The following is a 12,967-nucleotide window of genomic DNA, read 5'->3' as shown; positions in this document are numbered from 1 at the left end:
ATATATCATTCAAATTCGTTGGTCCCGTCATAGGGCGTTTCGAGAAACTTGAGAGAAAGCTCCAGCCCCACCCCCGGGATATCCTCGTCAATCACCCGGCAATAGAGATCCACCGCGGCCTCCCGATTCCCCCAGAGATCCTCGATCATCCCCATCCGGGCCAGCGCCAGGGCCCGGACCCACCCGTAGTTGACGTCCGTCACCGTCAGGGCCGCCTCGAACTCCTCTTTCGCCCGATCATACGCTCCCATGTCCATGTATATCTTCCCCCTCAGGTGATGGTACCGGGGGATGATCGCGTCGTCGAAATAGGGAAGAGATCGGTCGATGCCGGCCTTCAGTTCAGCGGCGATCACCAGAGCCCCATCGAAATCCCCGATCATGGAAAGGGCGTAGGCGTACGGGAAATAAATTTCGGGATTGTGCGGATACGTGGAAAGAAGGGCTTCCCCGTGGGGGATCGCCCCGGCGAAATCGTGTTCCACATTCACCAGCACAAACAAGAGCGACATCCGTGCACTGGAAGCGGTATAGACGCCGTCCGCCGCCGCAGTGGATATCAGCGCCAGCCCCTCGTCTTTATCGCCCTGCATGTCGACAAGAGAGAGCAGGGTTCTCGCCACATCCGGCATCGTTGCGAGACCGTAGAGCAGAAGCCCCCGGGCGTAGAGGACGTCCGGGTCCTCTGGGGTGAGGGCGTAGGCCTCATCGATGTGTTTCGCGGCCTTCATCGCCGCATCCGCCGCCGGTACGTATCGCCTTTGTGCCTGATAGAGCTGGGCCAGGAGAGAATATCCCGTGGCCGAAAGCAGCTCCCCCCGTCCCCGGTCCTCATCCCCCCAGGGATATTCCGAGGCCAATCTTGTCCCCATAATCAGGAGGTCCTCCACCACCCCTTCGTCGATCTGGGGCGGGCCGTCGCCCGTCTCCCGAGGGGGAAGGGAGAGGTAGACCATCGCCTTGTAGATATAGGGGGCCGGGTTGTCGGGCTCGCGATCAATGATCCTATCGAACACCTCCCCGCCGCCCTGCATGTCGCAATTATATATCAGGTCCATCCCGAAGAGAAGCTCCTCGGTGAGCCGGTCCGACTCCCCCCGGGCGGAGAGTGCACCGGTCACGGAAAAGATCACGAATACCAACCCGAACGAGACGATGCGTCTTGACACCATTCTTCCACCCGACACCATCAGCACCCCCCCGCCAGAAAAAAAGCCACCGCCAGATACCTGCTCCCGTATACCGCCTTGAGGAGCATCGCGTGCATCAGGCCCCGGTGGACATACAGATATCCCAGCGCCAGGTTCCCCACAAATGAGATCAAAAGGTGGGCGATCATCATATAATTCAGGCCGATCGGGATCCCCAGAAACTGAAAATACCTGAGCGACATCAGCGCCGCCAGCGCCGCCATCAGCATGACGCCCGCCCCCCGGTGCCTGAGCAGTCCGACCGCCAGTGTCAGCATCCCCAGCCGCAGGATGACCTCATCGGTGACGGCGCCCTTCATTGGAAGAGAGATCAGCATCAGCGGAGATACTGGATATGATCCGGGGGAGACGGCATAGAAGTATCGATCGAACAGGAAAAACGTCAGCGCCGCCAAGGCCAGGCCGCCGAGAACCAGGAGCGGCAGATCATGAACGACCCGTTTTGTCAGCCCCAGCCCCGGAAGGCGATACCGGGGTGCGAAGGAGAGCCCCACCAGGGCGCATAAAAACAAGAGCACACCCAGCAAAAACAGATCGGTGACGAAGACGACGGACGCCGTCTCCAACCCCAGCATGCCCCGCCCGACCGCCATATCCAACAGGTAGCGGACGTAGGAAATCGCGGCAACCAGGGCAAAGACGGTCAGAAGAGCCGCCTCCCGGACGACCCGTTCCGGCTTCACCCCTCGGGTCATCCCCTCGACGGCGCGCATGAGGATTCCCGCCCCTCCCCCGTCCTTTCCTCTTGGGCCCGTCGGTTCTTCCATGTGTGTCACAGTCCGTATCTCCGTGATGTATGCACATGAGAATATCAAAAAGAAAACATCCGGTCAAGAAAGGTCCATACCACAACGGAAAGGAATCCCTCGCCCGCACATCACCCGGGAGGCATGAGAGATCTCGAGGGATAACGATACATTACGATATGATTTTTTTGTATCGTGAATAGAGGGCGGGCTTATCCACCCCGTAATCGAGGATGTCCCAGGGGAATGTTTCGTCTTCACCCCGCTCCCTGAGCACGTAGAAATCCGGGTTTATCGGCGTCTTTTTCATGGCGGCGTTCCAATTCTCATCGGAAAGAAGCGCCGCTTCCAAAATATCGGCCACCCGTCGATCGCCCCGGGCGAGAAGGCACTGGAGATACGACCACTTGGGCGGCTCGTATATCGTCGTAACACCCCCGATCTTCTTGAGTTTTCCCGAAAGGGTTCGGATGTGGGTCAGAAGTTCCTTCGGCTCCGCCATCGCCATCCACATGAGCGGCGTGTGCGGCTTGGGCACCAGCGGATTGATGGACGCGGTGATTCGCCCCACCTGTTTCTTCCCTGCGGTTTTTTCCCTCGCCCGATGGCGTATCTTTTTTACCAGGTCCACGATGCCGTCCCGGTCCTCCTGGGTCTCCTCGGGCACGCCGATAAGAAAATAGAGCCGAAACTGTGCGATCCCGGCATTCACCGCCCGGAACACGAGATCCATGATCTGTTCATCCCGCATCATTTTTCCGAGCCTGCTCCTGAGGCGTTCCGTGCCGGTCTCCGGGGCGATCGTAATGGTCCTCACGCCCAATTCCGCCAGGAGCCGAATGTCGTCATCGCCCAGGGATTCCGTGCGGATTGATGGAAGCCCAAGATCCATCCCCGTCTTCTCGATATGGCGAAGGATCGATATGAAATCGGGATGTGAGGCGACGGAGGGTCCCACCAGGCCCACCCGGGAGGTGAGCTCCGCCCCCCGCTCAATGTCTCGTATAACATCCCCGCCGGGACGGTGCCGGACCTTCCCGTAGACGGTCTTCGTGCCGCAGAACGCACAATTGTAGGGGCAGCCTCTTTCCATTTCCACCAGAAACATATCGGAAAACTCGGTGCCGGATGTCACCAGGGGTGAGCAGAATGGGGCCGTGTGAAAGTCGTCGAGGCGCCGGACCGGGACGCGGTTCGATCTCCCCTTCAGGTTTTCAATGCGATCGATGACGCCGTCGGCACCATACGTAACACGAAAGTGGGTCGGCACATACACGCCCGGTATCTCAGCCAATTCCTCCAGCGTCTCCTCCCGGGAGAGTCCCCTCCGCTTCGCCGCGATCAGGTCGTCACACACCTCGTCGATCAATCCCTCTCCCTCCCCCAGGGCGAAGAAATCTATGAACGGGGCCAGGGCTTCGGGATTGATCATCATCGCCACGCCCCCGGCCCCTATCAGGGGATGTCCGTCGGTGCGGTCGGACGCGCGCACGGGAAGGCCTGCGATGTGAAGGATTTTTAGTACGTTGATATAGTCGTTTTCGAACGAGATGGAAAAGAGGATGGAATCGAAGGTTCTGAGGTCTTTTTGGGATTCGATTGAGCGGATCGGCTTCCCCGCAGCCCTCAGGGCACGCTCGTCCTTCGGGTCCGGCAGCGTGGCCCGCTCCACAGAGACGTCGAAGCGCTCGGCCAGCATCCGGTAGACCGACAGAAACCCGAGGTTGCTCATGGCGACATGATAACGGTTCGGATATGCAAGAATGATCTTATACCCGCCGCCTCTTGTGCTTTCGAGAACGGACCGCTCCTCCCGGGCGAGGTTTCTCAGGGTCTGTTCGTATGAACCGCTCACCGTCCGCGGTACCGATGCGTCCGCCCGTTCCCTGAACCATGTGAAGGGGATGTTTTCATCGAACCGTCAATCCGCCTTTTTCCTGAGAAATGTCGGGATATCGTACTCCGACTCCAGGTCGTCCCCCGGGGTGCTGCGCCGGCTTGCGGCGACCCGATCGACGGCAAGCTGCTCCCTTTCTTTTCGGATGAAGGTGGGGGTATCCAGGTCCGGGCGAAACGACGGCGCCGCCGGAACAATGGTCAGGTAATCCTCGGACTTGAGGTCGCTCCGTTTCTGAAAACCGGTGGCGATGACGGTCACCATCATGCGATCGTTCATTTTCTTATCGATGACCGATCCGAAGATGATATGGGAATCCTGGTGCGCCTCACCCTGGATAAAGGACATGGCGCCCTCCACATCCTCCATAGTCATATTCTCTCCTCCGGTGAGATTCACCAGCACGCCGGTGGCGCCGCAGATGGAGATATCCTCAAGGAGGGGGCTTGATACGGCCCGTTTCGCCGCCTCGATGCCCTTGTTCTTCCCCTCGGCCTCCCCGGTTCCCATAATCGCCATGCCGGTCTCTTCCATGACGGTCCTGACGTCGGAAAAATCCAGGTTTATCAGCCCCCGGACGGTAATCAGCTCGGCGATGCCCTTGACGGCGTAGTACAGGACCTCGTCGGCCTGCTTGAAGGCGTTCAGGAGGGTTTCCGTCTTTCCGGACAGCTCAAGAAGCCGCTGGTTCGGGATACAGATGAGGGTATCCACATGTTTTTCGAGCTCTTTGATGCCCCGCTCCGCCTGCTCCATGCGCCGCTTGTTCTCGAAATTGAAAGGCTTGGTGACCACCGCCACGGAGAGCGCGCCGATCTCTCGGGCGATCTCGGCGCACACCGGCGCGCCGCCGGTCCCGGTGCCCCCCCCCATGCCAGCGGTGATAAACACCATGTTTGAGCCGGTAAGGTACTCCTTGATCTTCTCCCGGTCCTCCTCGGCGGCCCTCTTCCCGATATCAGGATTTGAACCCGCACCGAGTCCCCTGGTGATCTTCACGCCGATCTGAATCTTTTTGGGCGCCTTGGATGCCCTGAGGGCCTGGGCGTCGGTATTGGCGGAGATAAACTCGACGCCGCCGAGCCCCATGCTGATCATATTGTCAACGGCGTTTCCTCCTCCCCCCCCGACCCCGATCACCCTAATCCTGGCGCCGTCTTGCGTGCTTTCCGCGTATTCAAACATATCCATAGGCCGTCTCCTCCAGGATTAAAAATAGTCGTTGATGATCTCCCGAAACCGGGTGACCACTTTACCGAAAACGTTGTTGTCGCCCACGCGAAACTTCGCCGCCTCCTGATTCCTGGCCCCGTAGAGCACTAATCCCACCCCGGTGGCGTACATGGGACTGTTGACCACATCCACAAGCCCCCCGATACCTCCCGGATATCCAATCCTCACCGGCATATTGAAAATCTGCTCGCCCATCTCGGCCATGCCGAAAAGAAGCGAAGATCCTCCGGTCAACACAACCCCCGACGCAAGCATATCGCCGTACCCGGAACGGGTGATCTCTCTCGCAACCAGGCTGAGCATTTCCTCCACCCTCGGCTCAATAATCTCCGCCAGTATCTGCCGCGAAATTGTCCGTGGACGCCTCCCCCCAACCGACGGGACTTCTATGGTCTCATCCCGCTCCACCAGGGCCGCCATCGCCGATCCATTCCCCTTTTTGAGCTTTTCCGCCTCGACGATGGGGGTGCGAAGCCCCACCGCGATATCGTTGGTCAGATGATCACCTCCCAGGGAGAATACCGCGGTATGCTTGATGCTCCCCTCACAGAACAGGGCCACGTCGGTGGTGCCGCCGCCGATGTCGACGATGGCCACGCCCAGCTCCTTCTCATCGGGGGTCAGCACCGCCTCCGCCGAGGCCAGCTGCTCCAATACGATGGTCGACACGTCGATGCCGGTTCGATTGACACAGCGGATGATGTTCTGGGCGGACGTCACCGCCCCCGTGACGATATGTACCTTCGCCTCCAGCCGTACGCCGTTCATCCCAATGGGCTCCTGGATGCCGTCCTGGTCGTCCACGATGAACTCCTGGGGCAGGATATGGATGACCTCCCGATCCACCGGTATGGCGATGGCCCGGGCCGCATCGATTACCCGCTTGATGTCGCCGTCGCCGACCACGCGGTTTTTCACCGCGATAATACCGTGGCTGTTAAAACCCTTGATGTGCCCTCCGGCGATTCCTGCGTATACCGATTTGATTTCAAGCCCCGCCATCAGTTCCGCCTCTTCTATGGCCTTCTTGATGGACGCAACGGTACTCTCTATATTTATAACCACCCCTTTTCGCAAACCCTTGGAGGGCGTCGTGCCGATCCCGATGATCTCGACCTCGCCGTCCACGATCTCTCCGACAATAGCGCAGATTTTCGTGGTTCCGATGTCAAGGCCGACGAACACGTTCCCGTTTGAAGACATGATACCACACCTCCTTTATAGTAATCCTGAACAACGCCGCTTTTACAGCGTTTCGTTCTTTACAACAATCCTGTCGTCCATATCAAGATAGATATACTCAATGGTTCCCTGGGCCGTCGCGTCCGGAAGAATCATTTTCAATCTCTCGATCTTTTCTTCAAAGGGAGCATTCCCGACACGGACTCTCGTTCCCCCCCGTGTCACAATTTCAAATCCCGCCATCGGATCGTGGGACACCATCGCCACCGATTCCAGCGTGGTCACCCCGGACCTCAGAAGCACCTCCATCAGCCGGGCGGCCTCGATCACTTCCTCGGCCGTTTTCATGTCCACAAACAGTGGGTATGCATCCACCGTCTCGTTCATAACTGCGGTCATGCCGTCGGGATCGACGAACCTCGTCTCATTCCCGTCGATGATCACCCCCACGGGCATATGTTCCTCCACGCGGATGACGATCTTGGACGGAAGCTCCCGGATCACTTCGACGCTCTTGATCCAGGTCACCGCCTCTATCCGCTCCCGCATGGCCAAAAGATCGGTCTCCAACACACTCTCCCCCACCGTTACGCCCACTGCCCGGGCTATCTCATCCTTGTCGGCCCGCTCCACCCCTATTACGTCAACGGCGCTGATTCTGAAATAGTCCGCATCGGACAATCTCTGGGACAGAACAGGGCTCAGCTTGTACACCCCGAATCCGACTCCCAGAAGTATCAGAAGCATCACAAACAGGCCGCTCGTCGGAGATCCGGATGGAGAACGAGAATCCTTTTTGCTTTTACCCTTTCGATCGTTCCCTTCCCGGGATGTATAATGCTTATAATCCCTGCTCATTCATCCTCCCCCACAACCCGAATCTCCAGCTCCAGCTCGATGCCGTGTCGATCGTTGACCCGCTCCCTGATACGATCGATGAGCTCCAGCACATCCCGGGCCACAGCCCCCCCGGTGTTGACGATGAAGTTGGCATGGGTCTCGGACACCTTCGCCCCACCCACATTCATTCCCTTCATACCCAGATCGTCTATGACCTTCCCCGCCGACACATCGGGGGGGTTTTTGAACACCGACCCGGCGGAGGGGTATTTCAGGGGCTGGTTGTCTTTTCGCCACGAGAGGTGTTTTTCTATCCGTTTCTTTATGTCAACGGAGTCCCCGGGCTGAAGAGTAAATTCGACCCCGGTGACGATCTTTCCTTCGTCTATATGACACCTTCGATATGAAAACGAAAGATCATAAACGTCGATAATATTTACTGACCCGTCGGGAGAAACCATCTCCACCCTTTTTACCACATTCGATATGCTCGATCCGTGGGCGCCGGCGTTCATGATGACGGCACCTCCGACGCTTCCCGGAATCCCCACGGCGAATTCCAGGTCGGACAACTCCCACGAGACGGACTTCATCACCAGACCGGAAAGAAGCGCCCCACAGTCCGCGTATACGCTCGAAGCGCCCCGCCGCTCCACCCGTTTCATCTCCCGGAGACCGATCACCGCGCCGCGAATCCCGCCGTCTCTGACCAGCATATTCGTTCCGGCGCCGACAATCATAACGGGGATTTGATGCTCTGTACATATTTCCAGAGCGATGATGAGATCATCCAGGTCACGAGGCTCCACAAACAGGTCCGCCGGCCCGCCGATCCGAAAGGAGGTGTGATGCTCCATCGGCTCGTTCTCCCGCACCCGTCCCTTCACTTGCTCATGCAGTATGTCTCCCATCGCCCGGTTCATTGCTATGCCATCTCCAAAAGCTTCATGCCCGCTTGATTGATATCCCCCGCACCCAGGGTGATAACCATATCCCCCGGCCGTACCAGTTCCGCGAGTTTCCCCGCCACTTTTTTCTTGTCCGGGATGAAATACGCCTCCTTCATCCCCCGCTCCCGGATGCCGTCGAAGAGCGATTTCGCCGTGACTCCCGGTATCGGGTCCTCTCCCGCGGGATAGATGTCGGTCATCACCAGAACGTCCGCCGCGAAGAAGGCCGTCAGGAATCCCTCAAAGGCGTCCCGGGTTCTGGTATAGCGATGGGGCTGGAACACCGCAATGATCCGTCCGTTCCAGATGTTGCGGGCCGCCTTTAAAGTGGCGATAATCTCCGTGGGGTGATGGCCGTAATCGTCGACCACCGTCACTCCCGCCTTTTCCCCCTTGACCTGAAAGCGCCGATGCACGCCGGTAAAGCCGTTGAGGCCCCTCTGAATGGTGGCGAAGTCGAGCCCCACCTCCATACCCACGGCCACGGCGGAGAGGGAATTGAGCACATTGTGGGCGCCGGGCATATGCAGCGTGATCTCCCCCCATCCCTCTCCCCGAAAGTTCACATCAAATGTGGAGGTGAGCCCTTCAAACCGCACCCGGGACGCGTAAAAATCCGCCTGGGGCGAAAAACCGTAGGTGACGAACCGGCGATTGACCCGGGGGATGATGCCCTGAACGTTCTCGTGCTCGAGACACAGCACATTCAGACCGTAAAAGGGCACCGAGTTGACGAAGGTGATGAAATCCTCCCGAATCTCCTCCAGGCACCCGTAATGATCCATGTGCTCTTCCTCGATGTTCGTGACCACCGTGATGGTGGGGGTGAGCATCAGAAACGAGCCGTCGCTCTCGTCCGCCTCGGCGACCAGGAACTGTCCCTCCCCGAGCTTTGCGTTTGAGCCGATGAAATCGAGTTTTCCTCCGATGACGATTGTCGGGTCGAGGTTTCCCACGCCCAGAAGCGTCGCGATCATCGAGGTGGTGGTGGTCTTTCCATGGGTGCCGGCCACCGCAATGCCGTATTTGATGCGCATCAATTCTGCCAGCATCTCGGCCCTGGGAATGACCGGGATAGTGCGCTCCTCGGCGGCTTTCACCTCCGGATTGTCGTTCTTCACGGCGGTGGAGGCGACCACCACATCGGCGTCCTCGAGGTTCTTCTCGGCATGACCGTAATGTATCTTCGCGCCCATATCAGAAAGACGCTGGGTGATGTCCGAGCGTTTCAGGTCGGATCCGGACACCTCGTATCCGAGGTTCAAAAGCACCTCCGCGATACCGCTCATGCCGATGCCGCCGATGCCGACGAAGTGCACCCGATGAAATCCCTTGTATTCCCTCCGATCGAATCGATTCATGATGCCGTCCCCCCCCTCTCCACGAGCCAGTCGGCGATGCGCCGGGCGGCGTCGGGGGTGGCTAGGCTCCCGGCGAGCTCCCCCATATGTATGAACTTTTTCGGCTCGTTGATCATATTGACGATTACATCGGCCAATTTTTTCTCCGTCAGCTCATGCTGCCTGATCATGAATGCGGCATCCCTATCGACAAGATACCGGGCGTTGGCCGCCTGGTGATCATCGACGGCATAAGGATAGGGGATCAAAAGCGCCCCCCGGCCCGCGGCGGCCAACTCCGAAACCGTGAGCGCCCCGGACCGTCCGATCACGAAGTGCGCCCGGGCATAGAGTTTGTACATGTCGTTTGTGAATTTGAGCACCTCTGCCCTCACTGATTCGGTCCGATACGCCCTGGATACCCAAGGATAGTCATGCTCTCCGGTTACATGGAGAAATTGAATGTCACTTTTGAGGTTTCCCAGCATCTTCAGGGCGCCCGTCACCAGTTCGTTAATGCGCCTGGCTCCCTGGCTGCCGCCGAACACCAGCACGGTAAAGGGAGCGGGTACGCTATCCACGGGTGGAATTTCGGTGAGCGACACCCTTACCGGATTCCCCACGAACTCCGCCTGCTCCTTTCGAAACGCCGATTCCGCCCCGGGAAGTCCCAAAAACACCTTCTTCGCCCACCTCCCCAGTACCCGGTTGGTAAATCCGGCCACGGCATTCTGTTCGATAAGCGCCGTCGGAATTCTCATCAGACACGCCGCCAGCACCACGGGGCCCGAGGCGTACCCGCCGACCCCCAGCACCACGTCGGGCGCAAGCTTCCTCAGATGCCCGATCGATGACAGGATGGATATCGGGAGCATCGCGAGCGATTTCATTCTGCCGACTATACCGCTCGTCCTGAGCTTCACCACCGGGATGAACGACACGGGAATCTCGAGATCCGGCAGCACGCTCGCCTCCAGTCCGGTCTTCGAACCGATGAACCGCACATCACAATAGATGTCGGTACGCACCTTCAGGCATTCATACACCGCGATGCCGCAGAATAGATGTCCGCCGGTGCCCCCTCCCGCGATAACGATATTCACGATTCCACCCCCTGGCCCGACACGTTAATGAGAATCCCCGCTGCCAGCATGTTGACCACCAGGGATGACCCCCCGTAGCTGATAAAAGGTAATGTCATCCCCTTCGTGGGAAAGAGTCCCGTCACGACGCCGGTGTTCAGTATCGCCCCTACGGTAATCAGGCAGGTAATGCCCACCGCCAGATATGTGCCGAACAGGTCCGGCGCCATTCTGGCCGCCCTGAAGCCCCGCACCGCCAACACCACGTACGCCGATATCACGACACAGGCGCCGATAAAACCGAGCTCCTCCCCGATAACCGCAAAGATGAAATCCGAATACGCATAGGGGAGGTAAAACAGCTTCTGGGTCCCCTGCCCCAGCCCGGTACCGGTCAATCCGCCGGAGCCGAAGGCGAGAAAGGACTGGATGATGTGATACCCGCTCCCGGTGGGATCCTCCCAGGGATTCAAAAACGCGATAATCCGTTTGAACCGGTATTCCACGTTGACCACCCCCAGATATATGAAGGGAGCGGTCGCCAATACCGTGGCCAAGAGATACGACAGGCGGGTTCCCGCCACAAACAGCATGATGAATGCGATGACGCCGATGGTTATCGCGGCGCCGAAATCCGGCTGTTTCCAGATGAGAAACGCCATGATCAGCATGAGCACCAGATGCGGCAAGTATCCGACCTTGAGGGTCTTTATCTTGTCGTCCTTCTTCGTCAGGGAATATGCAAGGTATATCACCAGGGCGAGCTTCGCCAGCTCCGACGGCTGAAAATTAAGCCCCATAACGCCGATCCACCTGCGGGCGTTGTTTATCTTCAGGCCGACGCCCGGAATCAGCACCAGCACCAGAAGCAGGAGACTGAAACCGAGTATCGGGTAGACATATGTCTTCAGGATGTGATAATCGAGGGTCATCGTCAACCCGAGCAACACCAGCCCCAGCACCGCGAACGCAGCCTGCCGCTGAAAGAAATGAAATTCCGTGCCGGATTCCTGGTAGGACACCACGAAGCTCGCGGAAAACACCATCATGATGCCGAAAAGCACCAGGAGCAGTGTGACGGCGATCAGTATCTTGTCGTATCGATATCTGCTCATCGTTCTTTCATCCGCTCGGCGGCAAGCAGAGCGAAGTGCTTCCCCCGCTCCTTGTAATTATCGTACATATCAAAGCTGGAACATGCCGGGGCCAAAAGCACCACATCCCCCCTCGATGCGGCGTCGGACGCCCGACGCACCGCATCGGCCATATCCGCAACCCGCACGACCTTCGCCGCCCCGCCCAGCTCCTTCTCGATGCGGTCCGCCGCCTCCCCCATCAGATAGAGGGCCGTCACCCGTCGCTTCACCGCCTCTACAAGCGGTCCGTAGCTCCCCCCCTTGTCCACCCCCCCCATGATCAGGTGCACACCGCCATCGAAGCTCTCGATAGACCTGAGGGTCGCCCCCACGTTGGTGGCCTTTGAATCGTCGAAATAGCGCACACCGTTCGCCTCACCCACCAGCTCCAGGCGATGGGCCGCGGGACGAAAGGAGTGAATCGCCCGATCCACCGCCTCTCCCGCACATCCCATCACGGCTGCCGCCGCCACGGCGGCCATGATGTTCTCCCTGTTGTGAACGCCCGTCAGGGCCGATCCTTCCGGATTGTATGAATACGAGGCCCCCTCCATGCGGCAGACGATACGCCCGTCATCCCAGATCACCCCCTCGTCGAGGGCTTTTTGCCCGGAAAAACAGACCCGCTTTGGCCTGATGCGTTCCGTTCGGGCCGTTACCTCGAGATCGTCGGCGTTGAGCACCGCGTAATCTTCCCCCGTCTGGTTTTCGAATATCCGCATCTTGGAGAGGACGTATTCCTCGAACCCGGGATACCGGTCCAGATGATCCGGTGTGATGTTCAAGAGCACCGCGACATGCGGCCTGAACGTATCGATCGCCTCCAACTGAAAGCTGGAAAGCTCCGCGACGACACAGTCCAGGTTTTCCGATCCTTCCACGAGGTCCACCAGGGGCTCGCCGATGTTGCCCCCCACGGCGACCGAAAGATTGCATGCATCAAGCATCTCCCCCAACAGCGCCGTGGTGGTGGTCTTACCGTTCGTGCCGGTGACGGCGAGGATCGGGGCCTTCAGATACCAGGACGCCAGCTCCACATCCCCGATAATCGTCACGCCGGCCTGTTTCGCCTTTACGAGCGATTCGATAAAGAGGGGCACTCCGGGGCTGACGACGATCAGATCTGCATCCAGGAAGTCACGATCCCGGTGTCCGCCGATCACGAGATTCACCCCCAGCCCGGCGAGGGCCGAAAGCTCACTCTCCTTCCCTGCGAGATTTGATAGATCGGTCAATGTCACCCGAGAGCCCCGCCGGGCTAAAAAGCGACAGACGCTTATGCCGGTCAATGCACCGCCGACCACCAGCACCCGTTCGCCGGAGAGGTCATGTCTCCGTGCGGGATCCACA

Annotated in this window: 11 protein-coding genes; all 11 read right to left on the bottom strand. The window is 58.8% G+C overall.

Annotated elements, in window-relative coordinates:
* Positions 1-5 precede the first annotated feature (5 nt).
* Entirely contained in the window at positions 6-1,172 is a 1,167-nt protein-coding gene (locus JW885_15150; GenBank protein MBN1883502.1) for a hypothetical protein, read from the bottom strand.
* 17 nt (positions 1,173-1,189) lie between these two features.
* On the bottom strand, positions 1,190-1,978 hold the full coding sequence (locus JW885_15145) for a hypothetical protein (GenBank protein MBN1883501.1): 789 nt from the start codon (positions 1,976-1,978) through the stop codon (positions 1,190-1,192).
* Between the two features lie 151 nt (positions 1,979-2,129).
* Positions 2,130-3,812: a radical SAM protein gene (locus JW885_15140; GenBank protein MBN1883500.1), complete on the bottom strand. Its 1,683-nt coding sequence runs from the start codon at positions 3,810-3,812 to the stop codon at positions 2,130-2,132.
* Positions 3,813-3,878: 66 nt separating this feature from the next.
* Positions 3,879-5,039, bottom strand: coding sequence for a cell division protein FtsZ (ftsZ, locus tag JW885_15135; GenBank protein ID MBN1883499.1), 1,161 nt, complete (start codon positions 5,037-5,039; stop codon positions 3,879-3,881).
* A 24-nt stretch (positions 5,040-5,063) separates the two neighbouring features.
* Complete coding sequence (ftsA, locus tag JW885_15130) at positions 5,064-6,290, bottom strand: cell division protein FtsA (GenBank protein ID MBN1883498.1); 1,227 nt, start codon at positions 6,288-6,290, stop codon at positions 5,064-5,066.
* 42 nt (positions 6,291-6,332) lie between these two features.
* Complete coding sequence (locus tag JW885_15125; protein ID MBN1883497.1) at positions 6,333-7,127, bottom strand: FtsQ-type POTRA domain-containing protein; 795 nt, start codon at positions 7,125-7,127, stop codon at positions 6,333-6,335.
* Complete coding sequence (gene murB, locus JW885_15120) at positions 7,124-8,032, bottom strand: UDP-N-acetylmuramate dehydrogenase (protein ID MBN1883496.1); 909 nt, start codon at positions 8,030-8,032, stop codon at positions 7,124-7,126. Before murB ends, JW885_15125 begins: the two co-directional genes overlap by 4 nt.
* Positions 8,033-8,034: 2 nt before the next feature.
* Complete coding sequence (locus tag JW885_15115; GenBank protein ID MBN1883495.1) at positions 8,035-9,420, bottom strand: UDP-N-acetylmuramate--L-alanine ligase; 1,386 nt, start codon at positions 9,418-9,420, stop codon at positions 8,035-8,037.
* Complete coding sequence (gene murG / locus JW885_15110; protein ID MBN1883494.1) at positions 9,417-10,502, bottom strand: undecaprenyldiphospho-muramoylpentapeptide beta-N-acetylglucosaminyltransferase; 1,086 nt, start codon at positions 10,500-10,502, stop codon at positions 9,417-9,419. Before murG ends, JW885_15115 begins: the two co-directional genes overlap by 4 nt.
* Positions 10,499-11,596, bottom strand: coding sequence for a putative lipid II flippase FtsW (ftsW, locus tag JW885_15105; GenBank protein MBN1883493.1), 1,098 nt, complete (start codon positions 11,594-11,596; stop codon positions 10,499-10,501). The genes murG and ftsW overlap by 4 nt, the downstream gene beginning before the upstream one ends.
* Positions 11,593-12,966 carry a UDP-N-acetylmuramoyl-L-alanine--D-glutamate ligase gene (gene murD / locus JW885_15100; GenBank protein ID MBN1883492.1) on the bottom strand — a complete coding sequence of 458 codons (1,374 nt, stop codon included), beginning with the start codon at positions 12,964-12,966 and terminating at the stop codon, positions 11,593-11,595. The genes ftsW and murD overlap by 4 nt, the downstream gene beginning before the upstream one ends.
* Between the last annotated feature and the right edge of the window lies 1 nt (position 12,967).

This window comes from Candidatus Zymogenaceae bacterium, from assembly GCA_016931225.1.
Classification (GTDB): domain Bacteria; phylum Desulfobacterota; class Zymogenia; order Zymogenales; family Zymogenaceae; genus JAFGFE01.
The sequence above is the reverse complement of the archived record's forward strand: the minus strand, read 5'-3'. Positions and strand labels throughout refer to the sequence as shown.

Coding starts and splice junctions, on each gene's coding strand:
- JW885_15150 (MBN1883502.1), bottom strand. CDS start 1,172: ATGGTGTCAAGACGCATCGTCTCGTTCGGGTTGGTATTCGTGATCTTT.
- JW885_15145 (MBN1883501.1), bottom strand. CDS start 1,978: ATGGAAGAACCGACGGGCCCAAGAGGAAAGGACGGGGGAGGGGCGGGA.
- ftsZ (MBN1883499.1), bottom strand. CDS start 5,039: ATGTTTGAATACGCGGAAAGCACGCAAGACGGCGCCAGGATTAGGGTG.
- ftsA (MBN1883498.1), bottom strand. CDS start 6,290: ATGTCTTCAAACGGGAACGTGTTCGTCGGCCTTGACATCGGAACCACG.
- JW885_15125 (MBN1883497.1), bottom strand. CDS start 7,127: ATGAGCAGGGATTATAAGCATTATACATCCCGGGAAGGGAACGATCGA.
- murB (MBN1883496.1), bottom strand. CDS start 8,032: ATGAACCGGGCGATGGGAGACATACTGCATGAGCAAGTGAAGGGACGG.
- JW885_15115 (MBN1883495.1), bottom strand. CDS start 9,420: ATGAATCGATTCGATCGGAGGGAATACAAGGGATTTCATCGGGTGCAC.
- ftsW (MBN1883493.1), bottom strand. CDS start 11,596: ATGAGCAGATATCGATACGACAAGATACTGATCGCCGTCACACTGCTC.